A 21041-nucleotide genomic window follows, 5' to 3' on the forward strand; every position below is an offset into this window, starting at 1 on the left:
CCTCCGGTGGGTGGTGGCCCCGTCGCGCGGTCCGGCGGGGCGCGTACGCGAGTGGGGGTGCGGGGCTACTGCCCGGCGCCGTGCCGGAGGCCGTCGATGAGCAGCGCGACCATCCGCTCGTCGGCGGAGCGGTCCGCGCCCGAGCAGAGGCGGGAGACGGCGTACAGCAGGTCCAGCGGTGCGATGTCGGTGCGGATCTCGCCCGCGGCGGCGGCCTGGTCGAGGAGTGAGCGCAGTACGGGCTCGAAGCGCTCCTGGAAGTAGGCGGGCAGCGGTTCGAAGGCGGGGTTGCCCGAGTGCAGGGCCGCGGAGAGGCCGCGCTTGGTGCCGACGAAGCCGGTGAAGCGCTCCAGCCAGCGGACCAGGGCCTCGAAGGGCTCGTGCGCGGCGGAGAGGGCGGCCGCCTCCTCGGCGCAGGCGTCGACCTCGTGCCGGAAGACGGCCGAGACGAGGTCGGAGCGCTCGGGGAAGTGCCGGTAGAAGGTGGCGAGGCCGACCCCTGCGCGGCGGGCGATCTCGCGCACCGGGGCGTCCACACCGGAGGCGAGGAAGACCTCGCGGGCCGCCTCCACCAGGGCGTCGATGCTGCGCTGGGCGTCGGCCCGCACCCGCCGTGCGGGCCCGGGGGTGGGCGCGCTCATGGGCGGCTCCCCTCGCTTCCGTGCTCTGCCGTTGCTAATTGAGAAGGTGTTCCGTATTGTGTAAGTGGTAAAGCGTTCCGTTTTGGTGATGCTAGCACCGGAGGCTTCCATGCAGTACCGCACGCTCGGCCGCACCGGCATCCAGGTCAGCCCCTACTGCCTGGGCGCCATGATGTTCGGCGCCATCGGCAACCCGGACCACGAGGAGTCGGTCCGCATCATCCACAAGGCCCTCGACTCCGGGATCAACTTCCTGGACACCGCCGACATGTACTCCCGCGGCGAGTCCGAGGAGATCGTCGGCAAGGCGCTCAAGGGGCGCCGGGACGAGGTCGTACTCGCCACCAAGTTCCACGGCGCCATGGGCGAGGACCCCAACCAACGCGGGAACTCCCGGCGTTGGATCATGACGGCCGTCGAGGACTCCCTGCGGCGGCTCGGCACCGACCACATCGACCTCTACCAGGTGCACCGGCTCGACCCCGAGGTCGACCTGGAGGAGACCCTTTCCGCCCTCACCGACCTCGTCCGCGGCGGCAAGGTCCGGGCGATCGGCTCCTCCACCTTCCCCGCCTCCGCCCTCGTCGAGGCCCAGTGGATCGCCGAGTCCCGCGGTCTTCAGCGCTTCCGCGCCGAGCAGCCCACCTACTCGATCCTCAACCGCGGGATCGAGAGCGAGATCCTGCCCCTCGCGCAGAAGTACGGCATGGGCACCCTCGTCTGGAGCCCGCTGGCCCAGGGCATGCTCACCGGCCGCTTCCGCAAGGGCGAGCAGGCCACCACCCACCGCGCCGGGCTCTTCGCGCACTACCGCGACGAACGCCGCCTCGACGTGGTCGAGCAGCTCATCCCGCTCGCCGAGCGCGCCGGGATGAAGCTGACCCACCTGGCGATGGTCTTCGCCGTCGCCCACCCCGGCGTCACCTCCGCCATCATCGGGCCGCGCACCATGGAGCACCTCGACGACCTGCTCGCCGGAGCCGAACTCACCCTCGACGACGCCCTGTTGGACGCCCTCGACGAGATCGTCCCGCCCGGCACCGACGTCGGCCGCCTCGACATGGCCTACCAGCCGCCCGCCCTGCGGCAGGCGGTCCTGCGGCGGCGCCCGGCGGGGGAGCGCGCCGCGGCCTGAGGAGGCGGCCGCGGGAGGGGAGCGCACCGCGGCCTGAGGAGGCGGCCGCGGGAGGGGAGCGCACCGCCGCCGACTGTGCGCGCCCGTACCTCAGTTGATCCCGGCGCAGGGCCTCCGGCTCCTCGGTTCCGCGGGGAGCAGGTCCGCCTCCTCGGCGGTGAGCTCCCGGTCGCCGACGGTCTCGCAGAGCTCGCGGTACCAGCGCCTCGGCGAGAGCTGGAGCGGTCCGCCCATGCCGTCGGGGCCGATGTGCAGGACGGTGCCGCCGTCCCGGGAGGCGTCCAGGAAGGAGTGCTCGCCGTCGAGTGCGCTGTCGCGCGGGCCGGTGAAGGAGTAGGACCTCTCGTAGCCGGGCTCGCCGAGCCGGTGGACGCGTACGGCGTTGTTCGCGGCCAGGAGATAGCGGTCCCGGCCCGCCAGGAATCCGGCGAAGAACGGGGTCTCGGAGGACTCGGCGACGCTGCGCAGCGGGCCGAGCTCCTTGCGCGGGGGATCGCCGCGCCGCCACAGTTCGAGGATCGAGCCCCGGCGCAGGATCGCGAAGTACCTGCCGGTGGACTCGAATTGGGCGGCCAGGATGTCGTCACCGGTCGGCACCGTCCCGGTGGTGCGCCCGGTGGTGAGGTCGACCAGATGGATGCCGGGCCGGTCGAGGACCACGACGGAGATCCGGTTCGCGGCGGGGTACGCGCCGATCATCAGGGCGGCGTCCTTCGCCCCTCCGTACCGGGTGCGGAGCACCCCCGCGTCGAAGCGGTGCAGCCGCCGCCCGGTGTGCGGGTCCCACTGCTCGACCACGTCCCCGGCGACCGTGATCAGCTTCCCGTCGCGGTCGAAGAAGTAGCGGAAGCCGTCGTACGCACCGGTGCCGCCGTCCTGGCCCGGGCCGACTCCCCGGGGGTCCGCCAGCGGCACCGGGGAGTCGGCCGGCGGCGGCTCGGCCGTGGTGACGGTGGTGGTGCGGCGCAGGGTGCGGGCGTCGCGGACGGTGACGAGGTTCTGGCCCTCGCGGTCGGCGAGGAGCCGTCCGCCGCGGTCGAGGGCGAGGGGTTCGCTGCGGCTCGGCACCCGGTAGGGCGTGCGGCGCGGCACGTCGGCGAGGACGCGCGCGCTCTCCTTGTGCGCGTAGTGCCGCTGCAGACGGGAGCCGTCCGCGAGGACGGTGATCGTGTACGCGCCGTCGGGCGAGAGGAGTTGCCGGCCGGCGTCGAGGAACCAGGAGCCGGGCCGCAGCCGGACGAAGCCGATCATCGACTCGTCGTGGCGCACGTAGTAGAGGGCCCCGCCGGACTCCACCAGCCAGGGGCTGCTCCGGGACATCGAGGAGTTCGCGTGGGGCAGGCCGTTGCGGGAGAGGACCCGGCCCTCGCGCAGGTCGACGACGCTGAGGCCCTTGCCGGAGTTGAGCGCGACCCGCAGTCCGGAGCCGTCGACGGACTGCACCATGCAGAGGCCGGAGGCGAAGTCCTCGTCCTTCTCGCGGTAGGCGACCCCCTCCCGGGCGCCGTCCGTGAGCCGGTGCACGGTGACCTCGGCGGCCTTGCCCCGCACCCGGCACAGCACCGCCCGGGTCCGGTCGCCGGAGACCCGGATCTGGTCGGCGTCGGCGCGCACCAGCAGGCGGCTCCTGCCGGTTGGCAGATCGAGGGCGAGCAGGCTGCCCTTCTCGCCCTGCCCGAAGGACCGGAAGCGCCGGAAGACCGGGACCAGCAGGGTCCGGTCGTCGGGCGCCGGCCACATCCGGAACTCGATGCCCTTCGGCGCCGGGAGGTTCCCGGCGAGGGCGCCGTGCGGGCCGCGGTCCAGGTCCCAGCGGATGAGGCGCCCCCGGACATGGGCCACGACCATCGTGCCGTCGAGCGACATCGCGGGGGTGACGGAGTCGCTCCAGTCGCCCCCGATGCCCGGGGCGTCGGGCAGCCGGTGCGGCGGTCCCGCGGGCCGCTCCGCCCCGGGCCGCACCGCGAACCACACCGCCCTGCCGTCGTACTGGACATAGGCGGCGCGCCTCCCGTCGCCGGAGACCATGACGTACTGCACCCGGTCGGTGGAGGGCAGCCGCAGGGCGCGTACCGGGCCGGTCAGGGCGCGGACGAAGAGGGTGGCCCCGGAGCGCTTGGACGCGGCGAGGACCACGTCGCCGTCGCGGCTCGTGTCGAAGACGGTGTCGCCGAGTCCGCCGGAGAGCACCCGCTCGTAGTCCGCGTACTGGAGGTGGCGGCGCAGGAGTTCGTTCTCGGCCTCCTGGGTGGGGGAGGTGTCGTAGGCGGCGAGGGCGAGCAGCGCGGCGCGGGCCGGGTCGGTGGCGGAGGCCTCCTGCGCGGAGCGGGCGAGGGCGCGGGAGGCGCCGAGGGCGGCGCGCTCCTGGCTGTCGCGGCGTTCGACGACATAGAGCACACCGAGTACGAGGGCGAGCGCCAGGGCGGCGGCGAGGCCGGAGAACAGGGCCCCGCGGCGGCCCGCGCGGCGGCGGCGATGGGCGCGCCCGGCCGCCAGATACTCCCGCTCGGCCTCGCTGAGGGCCGCGGCGCGCCCGGGGAGCCAGGTCTTCGCACCGGCCACCGCCGCGGCGGCCGGCAGGTGCTCGGGGGCGCGGCCCGCCCGCTGCCAGCGCTCCCGCTCGTGCCGTACGGTCTCCCGCCAGCCGAGGAAGGCGCGGTCCTCGGCCACCCAGTCGGCGAGCTTCCGCCAGGCGCCGATCAGCGCCTCGTGGGTGAGCTCCACGGTCTCGGTGCCCTCGGCGGCGCGGTCGGTGACCAGGAGCCGGGTGTGCGCGGCGAGCCGCTGGGCCAGCCGCCACTGCTCCTCGTCGAGGTCGGCGCGCCGGGCGAGGCGCCGGGTGGCCACCGCGGCCCCGAACGGCAGCCGCACCAGCTGGGTGAACAGCCGCCGGGCCGCCTCCTCCCGCGCCGCCGGTACGTGTTCGGCCCAGACCTGGTCGGCGTGGTTGCCCAACGCCCCGGTGACACCGCCGAGTTGCTCGTAGGCGCGGTGGGTGAGCACCCCGTTCTCCTGCCGCTGCCACAGCAGGGTGAGGGTGAGCGCGAGGAGCGGCAGGACGCCCGGCCCGGTGCCGGTGTCGGCGAGGATGCGGGCGGCGAGGCGGGGTTCGTAGGAGACCCCGGGGAGGGCGTCGACGGCGGCGGTGACGACCGCGCGCAGCCCCTGCTCGCCGAGGGGGCCGAGGGCGTACAGGTGGCGGCCGGCGGCCGGGCCCATGTCCGGGTGGCCGAGGACCGGTTCGAGGAAGTCGGCGCGCAGGGTGGCCAGCACCCGGACGGCGGGCGACAGGGCGCCGGGGGTGAAGAGGACCTCGGCCAGTTCCCTTACGGCGTCCGGGGGTTGCTGGAGCAGCTCCTCCAACTGGTCGACTACGAGGAGGAGTCGGCCCGGGCCGTGTCGGGCGGCCAGGCGGTCCGCCGCGGGGGCGAGGCCGTACTCCCGTAGTTCGGCGCGGAGTTCGGGGAGGCGGGCCAGTCGGCGGGTCTCGGGCAGCTCGGGTTCCAGGAGCGGCAGCAGCGCGGAGGCGAGGGCCGCGAGCGGGCTGGACCCGGTCGCGGGCCGCATGACCAGGACGCGGGCCCCGCGCGCCCGCAGCCGGGGCGCCACACCGGCCAGCGCCAGCGAGGACTTGCCGGAGCCCGAGGGGCCCACCACGGTGACCCACTGCTGCCTGCCGAGCGCCGCGGCGACCGCCTCGCTCTCGGCACGCCGACCGTGGAAGAGCGCCGCGTCGGCCTCCTCGAAACCCTCCAGGCCCCGGAAGGGCGAGGGCGGCCGTACGAGCGGGCCGAGTGCGGGCCAGGCGGACGTCAGCATGCCGGTGGGCAGGAGGTAACTCACCGGCGGCTGACCGGACTCGGCGACCGCGACCATGCCGACCACGCCCGCGAGGCGTTCGTCCCAGACGGGTCCGCCGCTGAAGCCCCGGGAGACCGGATAGCCCTCGCCCACGAGATCGGCCTGTACCCAGCCGTCGGCCTGCCGCCCGCGCAGCACCCCCGCGTGCCACACCCCGCCCGGCCGCCCGGCGGGCAGCCCGATGGCCCGCACCCGATGGCCCCACAGACCGTCCGCCGCCTCCTCGTCGGCCGCCTCCTCGTCCGGCCCGGCCGCCGTCCGCCCGGTCGCCTGCTCCGCCACCGCCGGGGCGTCCGCGTCGACCAGGCGCACCGGGCCCGCGCCCGGCGGCAGCGCCGTGAACCACAGTACGGCGAGGTCGGCCGGGCCGGGGGCGCCGGGAGTCCCGTCCGCTGCCGCACCGCCCGGCACCCGGGGCGGCACCCAGCGTTCGAGGACCGCCTCCACGCGCGGCGCGGCGGGTACCAGGGGCAGGTCGACCGCGACCCGCGCGCCCTGCTCCGGTGGGGTGCCCGGCGGGGTGCCGAGGGCGGCGGAGACCACGTGCGCGCAGGTCAGGGCATGCCTGCCGGACACCAGGAAGCCGACGCCGACGGGCTGCCGCCGCGCGTCCAGGATGCGCAGCAGCGCGCGGTCCAGGGCCCTCGGCCCCGCCGCCTCGGCCGGATCCGCCATGCCTCCCCCTCCACCCGGGTCCGCGTCCCGCCCGGCGCGCAGCCCCGCCGCCTCCAGGGACCGCGTCCCCGGCCCCGGCGACCGCTCGGGCGGTGACGCGGGCACCCTCACCCTGCCGCGCCTGCCGCGCCTGCCGCGCCTGCCGCGCCTGCCGCGCCTGCCGCGCCTGCCGCGCCTGCCGCGCCTGCCGAGCCCGTCCCGCCCGCCCCCGCTTCCTCGGACGGCGGCTTGTGCCAGGTGAGGCTGACCTTGAAGTTGGCCTGGCCGGTCGTCCGGGAGATCACCACATCGGCCTCGGCGGACAGGGAGAGGCCGAACTCGACCGCGATCTCGTCGGGTTGGCGTGCCATGCCGCGGAAGCCCTCGACGAAGTCCTCGGCGACCGGGCGGATCTCGGCGAGCATCTCGTTCAGCGAGCGGGTCGCCCGCGCCACGACCTGGCCCGGGCGCGCCACCTGGACCAGTCCGTCCGCGACCTCGTCGATCTCGACCCGTACGGTGCCGGTCGTCCGCGGGGGAGCGGAGTCGGCGCCCTCGGCGCCGGGGTGTTCGCCGCTCGGTCCGGACACGGGCAACTCGACCAGGTACGCCATGCTTCCCCCTTCGCGACACCTGCCACGCGAGCTCCGTACCCTACCGATTCCACGGCACTTCGGGCCCGAACCCCCGGAGCCCCCACCGGGTCACCGCGCTGAGGTGACCCGGTGAGCGCGGCGCCCTCCTCACAGGTCGTCCACGCCGATCAGGCCGTCCTGGATCGCGCGGGCCAGGAGAGCCGCCTTGGTGGGAGCCTCCCGGCCGCTCATCGCGTACTTGATCCGGATGTGTTCGAGATGGGTGTTGACCGTGCTGGGCGAGATGCCGAGGCGGCGGCTCACGAAGTCCTTGGACTCGGACTGGAACCACTCGATGAGCACCTCGGTCTCCCGGGCCGAGAGCACCGGCCGGTCGGTGGAGCGGTCGCCTGCCAGCGCCCCCGCCAGCGAGGGCGGCGTGTACGCGCGGCCCGAGGCCGCGGTGGCGGCGGCTTCGAGGAGGTGCTCGGCGCCCTCGGCCTTCGTCAGATAGCTCAGCGCGCCCAACTCCAGGCACTTCAGGGCGATGTCGTCGTCCGCGCGCATCGAGTAGACGACCACCCGGCGCCCCGCCTCGGCCAGCCTGCGCAGCTCGCTGAGGGCCGGGGCCGGCCCGCCCAGGTGCAGGTCGAGGATGACCACATCGGCGGTGGCGCCCTCGCCGGTCCACGCGACCCGGACGTCCTCACCGGAGGCGACCACCGCGATCGGCGGACTGCCGGTGGACAGCCACTGGGCGACCCCGGCGCGTACCGCGGGGTGGTCGTCGACGATGACCGCGCTCAGCTTGGCGGGGTGCGCCATCTGGCCTCCAGTCGCAGGTGCTCACCGTAGGCGCCGTACTCGACGCGGACCTGGCCGGTGGAGGCGGCGACCCCGTCCGCACCGGCGTCGGCCACCACCGCGATGCGGATCTCCTGGTCGGTGCGCAGCACGCTCACCCTGGCACGACTGCGCGCCGCCGACAACGCCGTGACCACCGGAGCGGTCAGCTCGCGGCGCACCTGCGGCGGCACCGGCACCGCCGCGCCGCTGACCGCGAACGAGACGTCCACGCCCAGGCGTTCGGCCGCGTCGACGCAGGCGGTGACCTCGTGCACCAGAGGGTCGGGCACCTCGTCGTTCTCGGCGAACTGCCGCCGCAGTTGCGTCGCGGCCAGCGCGCACCGCCGCCGGGTCTCCTCCTCGCGCGGATCGAGGTCGCCGTCGGCCAGGCCCGCGAGCAGCGGCAGCGTCGAGCCCAACTGCCCGGCGAGGGCGCTGCGTTGTCCCTGCTCCCACTGCCGCGCGAGCAGTACCCGGGTCTCCAGGCGGTCCCGCTCCTCGGCCACAGCGGTCGCCTCCTGGCTCTGCCGCTGGAGCACCTGCGTGATCACGACGACCGCCAACTGGACGCTGACCGCCCCGAAGGCGGCGGCGCCGCTCGCCCCGAACGCGGCGCGGTCCGCCACCCCCGACGACAGGAGCAGCCCGAGGCTCGCCACCAGGTGCGCGGCGAGCACGGCGACCAGTACCCGCACCCGGTCCAGGAGCAGCAACAGCAGGTGCCATCCCACCAGTCCGAAGGACCAGTCGGGCGCCGCGTGGCGCTGCCCGGGCGCGGCCGCCGCCATGGCGCCGAACGAGGCCGCCAGTACGAGGCCCGTACCGACCGCGGCGACGGCCCCGGGCAGCGGCCGCCGCCGCAGCACCCACCCGCAGCAGACCGCGGTGACGCAGGCCAGGGCGACGAAGGCGGCCACGGCGAGCCAGCGGTGGCGGTACTCCCGGGTGAGCAGCGGCTGCAGCCCGAGGCCGAACTGCAGGGCGCCGGTGGCGCAGACCAGGATGATCCGCATCGTCGCGTGGACATGGCCGTCCGCCGCGCGGTACTCACTCACCGGGCCACACCAGCCGCACGCTGGTGCCCGCGCCGGGCCGCGAGGTGACCGCGGCGCTGCCGCCCGCGGCGGCCATCCGCTCGACCACCGAGCCCCGGATCCCGCGGCAGGAGTCCGGGACCGCGTCGGGCCGGAAGCCCACCCCGCGGTCGGACACCACGACGACCACCCGCCCGCCCTCGCCACCGCGCACGCTCAGCTCCGCGGTGTCCACCCCGGCATGCCGTGCGACGTTCACCAGCGCCTCGCGCACCGCGCGCACGAAGGCGAGCGCCACCGAAACCGGGACCAGCGCGCTCCCCTCCGCCCGGACCTCGACGGCCGGGCGCCCCGTCCCGACCGCGGTGCGCAGCGAGGCCGTCAGCTCCACGGGGCTGTCCTGACGGCCCGCCCCGCCCGCGGCCCCGGTGAGCACCGCGAGATCGTGCCGGGCGTACGCGGCGACCTGCTCCGGGCCGGTGTCCTCGACCCGCGCCGCGACCATGAGGAAGGTGGAGGCCGCGGTGTCGTGCAGCAGCGCCAGGTACTCGCGCTCCTGCCGCTTCCGGGCCAGCGACACCGCCTCCGCGCGGGCGAGCGCGGAGCGGCGCTCCCGCAGCGCGTCCACCCGCCGCCCCGACCGCCGCAGCAGGACGAACCCCAGGCGGGCCAGCAGGCATTCGAAGACCAGGCGCGGCAGCAGCGTGCCGACGGCGCCGGTGCCCGCGGCCGCCACCTCCACCGCGAACAGCCCGGCCGTGACGGGCACCGAGACCACCGGGGGCCACTCCCACTGGAGCGTGATCGCCGTGGTGGTCAGGGTGTTCAGCGCCCACAGGTTCAGCGGCCCGCCGGTCCACTCCTGGCTCGCGCCGACCGCCACCACGCGCAGCACGGCGAACACCAGCGAGAGCGCCGCGCCCCGCCCCGTGGACGCCGCCCAGCAGTCCACCCCGGCCCCCGCGACGATCAGGGCGAGCAGGGCGAAGCCCAGCGGCAGCGCTCCACCGGGCACCGCGAGCAGTCCGAAGGCGCCGATGACGAGCACCGTGACCCCGCGCACGGGCGGCGCGAGACGGCGGGCGGAGGCCAGGAACCGCGCCTCGACGCTGCCTTGCGGGGAAGAGGCCCGCGCGGTCGGCGAGGTGGTCCCGGCGGTGCGGCGCCCCTGCGCGCGGGCGCACCTCCACACGCGCACCACCGGGGCGGCTTCGCGGAACGCGGATCCGGGCATCGGATCACCGTCCTCCGGGTTGAGCCGGGCGTCTCGACCGCCGGGTGCGTCCCGGTGACGCGGGACTATACCGAAGCCGTACGACGGCTCCGCAGGTCGTCCACGGGGTCGCGCACCGGGCCGGGCGGCCTCCGCGGGAGCCGCGGCGGCCGCGGGTGCCGGGGCACAAGCGACGCGGGCGGACATCCCGCCTCCGGTGGGTCGGTCGAACGCCCGATGCCGGCCGCCATCCCCGTTGCTACGTTCGGCGGCACCACTGTTCCTCGACGCCGGGAGTCGGGTCGATGCCAAGAACGAAAGTCAGTCGTGCGTGGCTCGCGATCGCCGCGCTGTGCGCCCTGGTGGTCTCCCTCGGCCTCGCGCAGACGGCCACCGCCGCCCCCAACTGGCCGGTGCTGAGCAAGGGTTCGTCCGGCCCGGATGTCGCGACGGCCCAGTACCTGCTCCGCGGCCAGGGCCACGACATCGCCGCCGACAGCCAGTTCGGGGCCGCGACGGAAGGCGCCACCGTCGCCTTCCAGCAGTCGAAGGGGTACGCGGCGGACGGTGTCATCGGCGCGGAGACCTGGCCGGGGCTGATCAGTACGGTCCGTGAGGGCGACAGCGGTGACGCGGTCGCGGCGGCGCAGACGGCGTTGAACAAGTTCGGTTACGGGCTCGCCGTGGACGGTCAGTTCGGTGCGGGTACCGCGAGCGCGGTCACCCGATTCCAGAGCGACAAGGGCCTGTCCGCGGACGGCATCGTCGGCCCCGAGACCTGGCAGAACCTTGTGGGGCAGAGCGGCGGCGCCGCCGGTGCCTACTCGCTGCCCATCGCGCACGACGCCCTCTCCCGCGACCACTACAGCGTCCCGCACCACGACTACCCGGCACTCGACCTGCCGGTGGGCACCGGGACCGCGGTGTACTCCGTGCACGCCGGTGTGGCGAACCAGATCAACAACGACAGGTGCGGACTCGGCTACGAGGTCACCGGCGACGACGGCGCCACGTACTACTACTGCCACTTCTCCGCGCACGGAGTCGGCTCCGGCGCCCGGGTCGACGCGGGCACCCAGCTCGGCCTCTCCGGAAGCACCGGCAACTCCACCGGTCCGCACGTCCATGTGGAGGTCGTGGCCGGGGGCGCCAACCGCTGCCCGGGGCCCCTCCTGACGGCCGTCTACGACGGCACCACCCCGCCGGCGGTCGGCGACCTGCCGACCAGCGGCTGCATCGCATAGCGGCTGCCGGGCCCCGGCGGGGCAGGCCCCCACGGCCGCCCGCCGGGACCCGGCACCGTTCGCCTGTCCCCCCACCGCACGTACGACGAGGAGCCCGGGTTGAACGCGAGAACGATGACCAGGAAACCGGCGGCCCCTCGGGTGTGGCTCGCGCTCACCGCGCTCTGTGCGGCCCTGGTGGTCTCCCTCGGCCTGATGCCGTCGGCGAGCGCCGCACCGGCCTGGCCCGCCCTCAAGAACGGCACCACCGGGGCGAACGTCACCACCGCCCAGTACCTGCTGCGCGGCCACGGCTACGACATCTCCGTCGACAGCGACTTCGGCCCGGCCACCGAGAACACCGTGGTCGCCTTCCAGCAGTCGAAGGGGTACGCGGCGGACGGTGTCATCGGTGCGGAGACCTGGCCGGGGCTGATCAGTACGGTCCGTGAGGGCGACAGCGGTGACGCGGTCGCGGCGGCGCAGACGGCGTTGAACAAGTTCGGCTACGGGCTTGCCGTGGACGGTCAGTTCGGTGCGGGTACCGCGAGCGCGGTCACCCGATTCCAGAGCGACAAGGGCCTGTCCGCGGACGGCATCGTCGGCCCCGAGACCTGGCAGAACCTGCTCGGCACCGGCGGCGGCGACGACGGCGGGGGCTGTGTGGTCCCCGGTGACCCCGATCCCGAGGTCCTCAAGACCGTCTACCGGACCGGCGTCGACCTCGGCGTCAGCGACAAGGTGATGCTGGCCGGCTTCGAGGCGGGCGTCGTCGAGTCGAACATGAACAACCTCGACTGCGGCGACCGCGATTCGCTCGGCGTCTTCCAGCAACGCCCCTCGCAGGGCTGGGGCACGCCCGAGCAGATCATGAACGTCTCGTACGCGTCGAACGCCTTCTTCACCCCCGCCGTCCAGGTGGCCGCGGACAACCCCGACCTGTCCGCGGGCCAGGTGGCGCAGAAGGTGCAGGTCTCGGCCTACCCGGACCGCTACGACGCCGTGGAGGGCACCGCGCGTGAACTGATCGAGCGCGCCAAGCAACTCCTCGGCTGACACCGGCGGGCACGCCCGCCCGCCCACTCCGGGTTTCCGGTCCCGTTCCCCCAGACGGGACCGGAAACCCGGCGTCACGGGCGACCGCCGACTTCACGGCCCCCCGACTTCGCGACCCGCCGACTTCACGGTCCGCCAACTGCGCGCCGACGAGGGCGGGTTCACCTCGCGACCTCCCGGCTTCCGGTCTCCCAGCCTCGGCCTCTCGGCCTCAGTTCCGTGCCCGTCTCCTTGTCCGCCACATCCCGCCAGCCAACACCCGCCGCTACGGGCAGAGTTGATCCGTCCGCGCCTCCGCGGGGAAGGCACTGCGCTCGTCCGCGGTGAGCGTGCGCGCTCCCACCAGGCGGCACAACTCGGCGCGCCAGCGCTCCGGTTCGAGGGGCAAGGCGCTGCCCGTCTCCCCGAAGGCGCCCAGGACCACCGTGCTGCCGTCCCCGGACACGTCCAGGAAGGAGTGGTCCCCGGCCGTCCCGCCCGGGTCGCCGACCACGTACGAGTCCTGGGGGCCGCGCTCGCCGAGCCGGTAGGTACGCACGGTGTTGCCGGTGGCGACCAGATAGCGCCCGCCGTCGAGGAAGGCGGCGAGGTACGGCGTGGCGGCGCTCTCGCCGACCTCGTCCAGCGGCCCGATCACCCGGCGCGGCCGGTCGCCGCGCTGCCGGACCTCCAGGCCGGTGTCCCCGCGCAGGACGGCGAAGTACCGCCCGCCGGGGGCGAATTGGACGGACAGGACCTCGCGGCCGGTGCGCACCCGGTCCGTGACCCGGCCGGTGGTGAGGTCGACGACGCGGACCCCGGGCTCGCCGCGTACGAGCACGGAGACCTTGTTCCGCTCCGGGTACGGGGCGATGCTCAGCACCGCCTCCGGCGCCTCGGCGGGCCGCAGCGCCCCGGCGTCGAAGCGGGCGAGCTGGCGCCCCGTGCGCGGGTCCCACTGCTGGACGACGGTGCCGGAGACGGTCACCAGGCGCCCGGTGTGGTCGAAGAAGTAGCGGAAGGCGTACTTCGGCCAGTGCCCGCTGAGCGAGCCGCTGGTGTGCAGATCGCGGAACTTCCGTTTGTCCGGGCGGGACTTCGGCGGCCGGACGGCGGTCACGGTGGCCGCCTTCCGCAGCGTCGAGGCGTCCCGGACGACCACCTTCTCCCGGCCCTCGCGGTCGGCGAGGAGCCCGCCCTCGCGGTTGAGGGCGAGCAGGTCGTCCTCCTCGGGCACCCAGTACGGCTTCGCGCGCGCGGCCCCGGCGAGGAGGCGCCCGTTCCGCGCGGGGTCGGCGGGGCGCAGTTCCAGCCGGGAGCCGTCGGCGCGGACGAGCAGCCGGTTCCTGCCGTCGGGGGTGAGCCGCTGCTGCGCGGCCTTCAGCAGCCGCTTGCCGGGGGTCAGGTCCACGAAGGCGATCGTCGAGTCCACATGGCCCCCGTAGCGGAGCCTGCCGTGCGACTCCGTGAGCAGGGGCGTGTCCAGGAAGCCCGGAGTGGCCGAGGGCAGCCTGACGGCGGAGAGCGTCCTGCCGCTGTCCAGATCCAGGAGGCGTACGTTCTCGGCGTACCGCAGGGCGACGCGCCGCCCGGTCGCGTCCACGGCCGCCACCGTGCACTGGTCCGTGGTGAAGTCCTCGTCCCGCTCGCGGTAGGGGCGGCCGAGGGCGGCGCCGTCCGAGGTCCGGCGGCGGCTGACGACGGACTGCCCGTCCTCCTCGCGGCAGACGACCGCGGTGCGGCGGTCCCCGGACAGGTGGATCGCCTGGGCGCCGGTGAGGACCGGGCGGGCGCGGCCGGTCGCCAGCTCGACGGACTTCAGCGCCTGGGTGCCCTTCGCCGCGAAGACCGTGGCCAGGAGGGTCCGCCCGTCCGGGCCGAAGCCGAGGCCGGTCAGGTCCGCGGGCGCGGGCACCTCACCGGCGCGCCTGCCGCGGTCCAGGTCCCACCAGACCAGGCGGCCCCGCAGGCGCGCGGCGAACATCCGGCCGTCCGCGGAGAGCGCCGGATCCACCGACGGATCCCAGTCGGGGCCGCTGCCCGGCGCCTCGGGCAGCCGGTGCGCCGGGCCGAGCGGCTTGCTGGCGGCGGCGCGCACCTCGCACCAGAAGGCCTTGCCGTCCGCCTGGACCCAGGCGAGGCGGGTGCCGTCCGCGGAGACCGCGATATCCACCAGCTGCCCGGTGGCGGGCACCTGGACGCCGCGCACCCGCGCGGAGGCGGCACCGGTGTACAGCACGGCCCGGCCCAGCTCCGAGGTGGCCAGCACCACCTCGCCGTCCGCGCTGGTGCTAACTGCCGGACGGTGCCGAGGACTCCGGAGAGGACCCGGTCCCAGTCCCGGTGGCGCAGGTACTGGCGCAGGAGCTCCTCCCGGGCCTCCGGTGTCGGCGCGGTCCGGTGGGCGGCGAGCGCCTTCAGCACGCCGAGCGTCGGTTCGGTGGCCGTCTCGTCCTCCGCGGCCACCGCGAGGGCACGGGAGGCCGCCTCGGCCGCGCGGTCCCGGCGCTCCTCGCGGGTGGCGTGGAACAGCGACAGGGCGAGGAGGACCAGCACCACCAGGAGTCCGGCCACCGAGAGCAGGGCCCGTCTCCGGCGCACCCTCCGGTGGCGGTGGGCATGACCGGCGTCCAGGTACTCCCGTTCGGCGGTGGTCAGTTCCTCGCCGCGCTCGTCCAACCACTGGGCGGACTGCGCGAGTTGCAGGGCGGTCGGCAGCAACTGCGGGGGATGCCCGGCCTCTTCCCAGCGCTCCCGGTCCTGTTGCAGCAAGGCCCGCCACTCCAGGAAGGCGCGGTCCCCGGCCACCCAGCCGGCGAGCTTCTCCCACTCGCCGATCAGCGCCTCGTGCGCGAGCTCCACGGTCTCGGTGCCCTCGGCGTCGCGGCCGGTGACGAGCAGCCGCGTCCCGGCGAGCCGCTGCGCGAGGTGCCACTCCGCCGCGCCCAGCTCGGTACGGAGCGCCATCCTGCGGGTGGGCGCGGGCCCGCCGGTCGGCACCCGGACCAGCCGGGAAAGCAGCCGCCGGGCCACCTCCTCGTCCTCCGCCGGTACGTGTCCGGCCCAGACCTCCTCGGCGTGGTTGCCCAACGCCCCGGTGACACCGCCGAGTTGCTCGTAGGCCCGGTGGGTGAGGAGTCCGCCCCGCTGCCGCCGCCACAGCAGGTCGAGGGTGAGGGCGAGGAGGGGCAGCTCGCCGGGGCCCGGGCCGGTGTCGGCGAGGATCCGCTCGGCCAGATGCGGCTCGTAAGAGACACCGGGCACGGAGTCGACGGGCGCGGTCACCATCTCGCGCAGGTGTTCCGCGGCCGGTGGGGCGAGCGCGTGCAGGTGTCCGGCGGTCTCCGGGCCGAAGAGCGGGTGGGTGAGCACCGGTTCCAGGAAGTCGGCGCGCAGGGTGAGCAGCATCCGTACGGTGCCGGGCAGCGCCTCGTCGCCGAGCAGGGCGGCGAACTCCTCGACGGCGTCCGGCTCCAGGCCGAGGACCTCCTCGAACTGGTCGACGACGACGAGGAGTCGGCGACCGCCGCGCAGCCGCAGCAGCCGGGCCACCACGTCCGCGGGGCCGTGCTCGCGCAGCACCTCGGCGAGTTCCGCGATCCGGTCGGGGCGCTCCTCCGCCGGGAGTCCGGGTTCGAGGAGCGGCAGCAGCGCCGCCGCGAAGGCGGTCCCCGGGCGGCTGTCGGGTGTGAGCCGCAGGACGACCACCAGGGCGCCCGCCGCGCGCAGCCGGGGCACCACACCGGCCAGGGCCAGCGAGGACTTGCCGGAGCCCGAGGGCCCGACGATGGTGACCCGGCGCTCGGCGGCCAGTGCCCGCGCCACCGCCTCGCTCTCCTCCCGCCTGCCGTGGAAGAGCGCCGCGTCCCCCTCCTGGAAGGCGGCCAGGCCGCGGAAGGGCGAGGGGGGCAGGGTGATCTCGCGCAACTCCGGTCGGGCGGCGAGGAGTTGAGCCGTCGGGATCAGGTAGCTGACGGGCGGCTGACCGGACTCGGCGACCGCGACCATGCCGACCACGCCCGCGAGGCGTTCGTCCCAGACGGGTCCGCCGCTGAAGCCCCGGGAGACCGGATAGCCCTCGCCCACCAGATCGGCCTGTACCCAGCCGTCGGCCTGCCGCCCGCGCAGCACCCCCGCGTGCCACACCCCGCCCGGCCGCCCGGCGGGCAGCCCGAACGCCCGCACCGGGTGCCCCCACAGCTCCTCCGCGTCCACCAGCGGCACCGGCACCGCTCCCGCGAGCGGCGCCGCCAGCCGCAGTACGGCGATGTCGGCGGGGCGGGCAGCGGGCTCGGCATGGGCGGCGGACTCGACGGCTCCGGCGTCGAACTCGGGGCCTGCTGGGGTGAGTTCGCGGTCATCGGCATGGGCGTCGGCATCGGCTTCGGCGTCGGACTCGGTACCGGAGTGGGCGAGTTCGCGGTGATCAGCTTCGGACTCGGCTTCGGACTCGGCATGGAACTCGGTATCGGATACGGCCAGTTCGCGATCACCGGCAGCGAACTCGACACCGGCCGGGGCGACTTCGCGCTCCTCAGCGGCGGCCCCCGTCCCGCCGGCCGCACGCGCCGGTATCCACAGCACCACCTCGGCCGTCGTCGCCCGCTCGCCGTCCTCGCCCGGCGGAGCCGATCCGAGGGGCAGGTCGACCCGGACCCGGGCGGAGGCGGCGGGCGCCGCGTTCCCGCGCGTACCGAGGGCCGTCTGCACCACATGCGCACAGGTCAGAGCAAGAGTGTCGGACACCAGGAAGGCCAGGCCCACGGCTCCTTCGCCGTCCCCGCGGACGCGCAGCACCGCCGCCGCCAGGGACCGCGGTCCGGGCCCCGGCGACCGCTCGGGCGGTAACGCGGGCACCCTCACCCCGCCGTGCCTGCCGCGTCTGCCGCGCCCGCCCCCGCTTCGCCGGACGGCGGTTTGTGCCAGGTGAGGCTGACCGTGAAGTCGGCCTGGCCGGTCGTCCGGGAGATCACCACATCGGCCTCGACGGACGGATCCGCCTCGGCGGACAGGGGGAGGCCGAACTCGACGTACGCCATGCTTCCCCCTTCGCGACACCTGCCACGCGAGCTCCGTACCCTACCGATTCCACGGCACTTCGGCCCCGAATCCCCGGAGCCTCCGTCGGTCACCGCGCTCCGGTGACCCGGTGCCGTGACGGCCGGTGCGGCACCGCCCCCGGCACCCTCGGCGCCGGTGATCCGCGGTCGGCCGCGCGGCGGCCTCCCGCCCGCGCGACGGAACCAATCCCTCCCCCCGGCCCGAACCAGGCGCGGCCGGGCGGAACCGGGGGATTGGGGAGGAAGGGGCGGGAGGTGGTGGGGGAGTCCCCTGTGCCTGGTGGTGCGGCACGCGGGCGGGCGCGCTCCGGGCGGGCGGCGGCGGCCGGGGGTGAGGGTCCGCTCACTGTGCGATACCACCAGTGCGTGGTCCGGCACACCTGGGCCCGGTGCGAGTCCCCCGCCTACCTTTCCGAGGTGCCGATGGGACGTCAGCGCGGATGCACATCAGTGACCACGCCCCGGGGAGACCTCATGAACAGCACGACCTCGGCTGTGCCGCAGGGACCGCACGGGCCGTTGGCCGTGGGGGAAGCCTACGAGATCGTCCTCGACGAGCTGACCTCGGCCCTGTTCGCCTCGCTGCCCCGCAGCGACCAGCGCCGCCGGGGGGTCCAGTACATCCAGGGCCTGCTGCGCGCCCGGGGCCGCAAGTCGATCCGCAATATCGCCACGCTGATCGACGGCGCCGCCTCCGAGCAGAGCCTGCACCACTTCGTCTGCAGCTCCACCTGGGACTGGATGCCGGTGCGGCAGGAACTCTCCCGCTATCTCGACCGGTTGGCACCGCCGTACGCCTGGGTGGTGCGCCCCGTGCTGATCCCGAAGGCGGGCACCCACAGCGTGGGGGTGGGCAGGCGCTTCGTACCGGCGCTCGGCCAAGTGCTCAACGCCCAGCAGGCGGTGAGCGTCTGGGCGGTCTCGCCGCGGCTGAGCGCCCCCGTCAACTGGCGGCTGCACCTGCCCGGTCCGGCGGCGGGCGGCACCCGGGCGGCGGACCGCGCCCCCGCGCCCCCGGCCCCCGGCGGCGGGACGCTGAGCGACTGCGTGGCCGAGACCTTCCTGGAGGTGGCCACCGGCTGGCAGCGCCCGGCGGTCCCGGTGGTCCTGGACGCCCGCGAACTGGCCGTACCCGCGCTGCTCGGCCGATTACGCGCGGCGGGCGCCCCGTTGATGCTCCGGGTGCGCCGCACCCTGCCGCTGACCCCGGCCGGTGCCGGGCAGCGCGAGAGCGCGCTGCCGGCCCACCGGATCCTGCGGATGTCGGGGCTGCCGCACCGCCTGGCGCCGACCGCCGCGGAGGCGGGCCGGGAGGCCCGCACCCTGGTCGCGAGCGTCCGAGTGAGCCTGCCGGGGAGCGCCACCGGCGGGCCGCGCGGGGAGGAGGAGCTGGTCCTGCTCGGCGCCGGGCCGAAGGGGCGGCACTGGCCCACCGAGGTCTGGCTGAGCGACCTGGTGCACCACCGGCCCGCCGCGCTCCTCGGGCTCAGCCGGTCGGCCGCGCGGGTGGACCGCGACTTCGCCGAGATCGCCGACCGGGTCGGCGTACGGGACTTCGCCGGACGCTCGTACAACGGCTGGCACCGCCATGTCACCCTCGCCTCGGCCGCCCACACGGTGGCGGCGCTCGCCCGGAGTTCGGCCGCGCGGCTACCCGGGCCGCCCGGTGATCTCGTCCGGCGCGCCGCCGCGCCGCGCGAGCAGGGACTGCCGGATGCCGTGCAGCCGCAGGGCGAGCTGGATCTTCAGCGTGTGGTCGGGCTGCTGCCAGTCGGGGCCGAGCAGTCCGCCGATCCGCTCCAGGCGGCGGCTGACGGTGTTGGGGTGGACGAAGAGCTGCTGGGCGGCGTAGGTCGGGCTGCCGCCGGAGCGGAACCAGGCCTCCAGGGTCTTGGTCAGCTCGGTGAACCGCTGCCGGTCGTAGTCGAGGACGGGGCCGATCGCCGCGTGGACGAAGGCGGGGACGTCGCGGTCGTCGGAGAGCAGCGCCCCGAAGAAGCCGAGTTCGCGGGCGGAGGCGGCGCAGCCGGTGGCGCCGAGGGCGATCATCGCGTCGAGGCACTGGTGGGCCTCCTCGAACGCGGCCGAGGCGGCGGCCTGGTGGGTCACCGGTCCCGCCCCGGCGAGGGTCACGGCCCCGTCGAGGAGCGGCGCCAGCTCGTCCATGACGGCGCGGGCGGCCTGGCCCGGGTCGGTGCCCGGCAGGACCAGGACGAGCAGGTCGCGCCGCTCGCCCGCGAGCCCGCCGGTGCGGTGGGCGTGCAGCGCCGCCCAGGCGACCGCCCGGCCCAGCTCGCCGGTCTTCGTCAGGGCGACCAGGACGACATGCGGCCGCCCGGGGTCCAGGGGGTAGCGCCCGGTCTGCCCGACCAGCGGCGAGGGGCCGGTGAGCAGGTCGTCCAGGTGCCCGTCGCGGCGGCGGCCCGGGGCCGCGGAGGAACCGGCCTCGACCCCGAGCAGCAGCACGGCCATCGCCTCGGCGAGGATGCCGAGGACCTGTACGTCGGTGTCGGTGACCGGACGGTCCTGCCGCAGCAGGACGGTGCCGAGGGCCGTGCCCCGGGCCCTGACCGGGGCGGCCCAGCGGCCCTCGCCCAGGGCGACCGGGCGGCCCGCGGTGTGCGCGGCCACCGCTGCGGGCCCGTCGCCCTCCTCGTCGCCCCAGGCCGGGGCGCCGCCGGTGGTGTCGAGCACGGTGCCGTCGGCGGCGAGGACGCGCAGCACGCCGCCGGTCCGGGCGGCGGCGGCCTCGGCAAGCGCGGAGGGGGCCGCCCCCTCCAGGGCCCGGCCGATCAGGCGGTGGTGCAGCTCCCGCAGCTCGGTGGTGGTCCGCAGCCGCCGCTCGGACTGCTCGTGGCGGGTGCTGAGGGCGGACAGCTCGGTGCGCGCCCGCTCCAGGGCGGTGGCCTTCTCCAGGGCGGCGCCCACGAGTTCGCCGAGCAGGCCGACCAGGGAGACCTCCTCGTGCGTGAAGTGCCGGGGGCTGCGGTCGGCGAGGTAGAGGGCACCGCCGGGTCCGCCGCGGCCGAGCGGTGCCACCAGGACCCCGCGCACCCCCTCGGCCGCGACCGCCGCGTCCAGCGCGGGGCTGTGCCGGACGCGCTCGTCGTGCGGGTAGTCGGGGGTCCAGACCGGGATGGCGCCGGTGACCGCGGCGTCGCCGAGGTCGGCGAGGGTGGGCAGGGCGAGGCCGACGGTACGGGCCGAGACATGGCCGTCCGCCGCGCGGACGAGGGCCGGGCCGCCGTCCGCGCCGGGCAGCACGACGCAGGCCAGGTCGGTCCCGAGCAGCAGGCGGGCCCGCCGGGTGACCAGGTCCAGGAGGGAGCGCGGGCCGAGGGGCGCCGCGAGTTCCAGGGCGACGCTCAGCAGGGCGGACAGTCCGGCCTCCCGCTGGCGCCGCTGTTCGCACCGCTCGTGGACGGTCCGGCCGAGCCGGACTCCCTCCTCGACGGCGGCGAGGCTGCGCGCGTCGGACTCGCCGCGGCGGGCCCGGGCGGCGAAGGCCTCAAGCCGTTCGGCCGGAGCTCCTTCGGCCAGCAGTTCCAGGATGGTGAGGGCGCTGGGCTCCACCCCGGTGATCTCCCGCCTCCCGGCTCTCCTGTCCTCCCCCTGAGAACCGTCCGATGCGCGGGATCATGACAAGAACATGTAACTGCCGCGGGGGCGGAGCGGACCGTTCATTTTCGGTCATCTGCTGTCCCGCCCGGGACGCGGCAGCGGCCCGGCACCGCACGCCCGCTCCACGCCACGAGACGCTCAGC

The 21041-nt window shown here is 75.6% G+C and carries 13 protein-coding genes and 1 pseudogene; 4 read left to right on the plus strand and 10 right to left on the minus strand.

Annotation, left to right across the window (positions count from 1 at the left end):
* Positions 1 to 65: 65 nt before the first annotated feature.
* On the minus strand, positions 66 to 641 hold the full coding sequence (locus MID12_RS21525; protein ID WP_263170020.1) for a TetR/AcrR family transcriptional regulator: 576 nt from the start codon (positions 639 to 641) through the stop codon (positions 66 to 68).
* A 109-nt stretch (positions 642 to 750) separates the two neighbouring features.
* On the opposite strand from MID12_RS21525, the gene MID12_RS21530 reads away from it, so the two are divergent.
* Positions 751 to 1776: an aldo/keto reductase gene (locus MID12_RS21530; protein WP_263170021.1), complete on the plus strand. Its 1026-nt coding sequence runs from the start codon at positions 751 to 753 to the stop codon at positions 1774 to 1776.
* 90 nt (positions 1777 to 1866) lie between these two features.
* Here MID12_RS21530 and MID12_RS21535 read toward each other — a convergent pair whose 3' ends face one another.
* The 5 genes from MID12_RS21535 to MID12_RS21555 form a co-directional block, all read right to left on the minus strand.
* The gene (locus tag MID12_RS21535) at positions 1867 to 6312 is read right to left on the minus strand and encodes a serine protease (RefSeq protein WP_263170023.1); all 4446 of its coding nucleotides are present in this window, start codon (positions 6310 to 6312) and stop codon (positions 1867 to 1869) included.
* Between the two features lie 107 nt (positions 6313 to 6419).
* On the minus strand, positions 6420 to 6905 hold the full coding sequence (locus MID12_RS21540; RefSeq protein ID WP_063778686.1) for a CU044_2847 family protein: 486 nt from the start codon (positions 6903 to 6905) through the stop codon (positions 6420 to 6422).
* Positions 6906 to 7034: 129 nt separating this feature from the next.
* Positions 7035 to 7691 carry a response regulator gene (locus MID12_RS21545; RefSeq protein WP_263170026.1) on the minus strand — a complete coding sequence of 219 codons (657 nt, stop codon included), beginning with the start codon at positions 7689 to 7691 and terminating at the stop codon, positions 7035 to 7037.
* On the minus strand, positions 7670 to 8767 hold the full coding sequence (locus MID12_RS21550; protein ID WP_263170029.1) for a hypothetical protein: 1098 nt from the start codon (positions 8765 to 8767) through the stop codon (positions 7670 to 7672). Before MID12_RS21550 ends, MID12_RS21545 begins: the two co-directional genes overlap by 22 nt.
* Complete coding sequence (locus MID12_RS21555) at positions 8760 to 9980, minus strand: sensor histidine kinase (RefSeq protein ID WP_263170032.1); 1221 nt, start codon at positions 9978 to 9980, stop codon at positions 8760 to 8762. Before MID12_RS21555 ends, MID12_RS21550 begins: the two co-directional genes overlap by 8 nt.
* A gap of 284 nt (positions 9981 to 10264) precedes the next feature.
* On the opposite strand from MID12_RS21555, the gene MID12_RS21560 reads away from it, so the two are divergent.
* Together MID12_RS21560 and MID12_RS21565 are read left to right on the plus strand one after the other, a co-directional pair.
* Entirely contained in the window at positions 10265 to 11203 is a 939-nt protein-coding gene (locus MID12_RS21560; protein WP_263170034.1) for a peptidoglycan-binding protein, read from the plus strand.
* 114 nt (positions 11204 to 11317) lie between these two features.
* On the plus strand, positions 11318 to 12238 hold the full coding sequence (locus tag MID12_RS21565; protein ID WP_317633425.1) for a peptidoglycan-binding protein: 921 nt from the start codon (positions 11318 to 11320) through the stop codon (positions 12236 to 12238).
* 265 nt (positions 12239 to 12503) lie between these two features.
* On the opposite strand, the gene MID12_RS21570 is transcribed toward MID12_RS21565, so the two are convergent.
* The 3 genes from MID12_RS21570 to MID12_RS21580 form a co-directional block, all read right to left on the minus strand.
* Positions 12504 to 14201 carry a hypothetical protein gene (locus MID12_RS21570; protein ID WP_263170037.1) on the minus strand — a complete coding sequence of 566 codons (1698 nt, stop codon included), beginning with the start codon at positions 14199 to 14201 and terminating at the stop codon, positions 12504 to 12506.
* Positions 14111 to 16981 (minus strand): trypsin-like peptidase domain-containing protein, encoded by a 2871-nt coding sequence (locus MID12_RS21575; RefSeq protein WP_263170039.1) that lies wholly within the window; start codon positions 16979 to 16981, stop codon positions 14111 to 14113. The genes MID12_RS21570 and MID12_RS21575 overlap by 91 nt, the downstream gene beginning before the upstream one ends.
* 95 nt (positions 16982 to 17076) lie before the next feature.
* Positions 17077 to 17256 carry a hypothetical protein gene (locus MID12_RS21580; protein ID WP_263170040.1) on the minus strand — a complete coding sequence of 60 codons (180 nt, stop codon included), beginning with the start codon at positions 17254 to 17256 and terminating at the stop codon, positions 17077 to 17079.
* Positions 17257 to 17751: 495 nt separating this feature from the next.
* Here MID12_RS21580 and MID12_RS21585 point away from each other — a divergent pair.
* Positions 17752 to 18453 (plus strand): annotated as a pseudogene (locus MID12_RS21585) (transposase); the annotation flags it as partial.
* A gap of 474 nt (positions 18454 to 18927) precedes the next feature.
* Here the strand turns inward: MID12_RS21585 and MID12_RS21590 are convergent.
* Positions 18928 to 20850, minus strand: coding sequence for a helix-turn-helix domain-containing protein (locus MID12_RS21590; RefSeq protein ID WP_263170043.1), 1923 nt, complete (start codon positions 20848 to 20850; stop codon positions 18928 to 18930).
* Positions 20851 to 21041: the final 191 nt, after the last annotated feature.

This window comes from Streptomyces sp. SCSIO ZS0520, from assembly GCF_025643355.1.
In the GTDB taxonomy this organism is placed as follows: Bacteria; Actinomycetota; Actinomycetes; order Streptomycetales; family Streptomycetaceae; genus Streptomyces; species Streptomyces physcomitrii.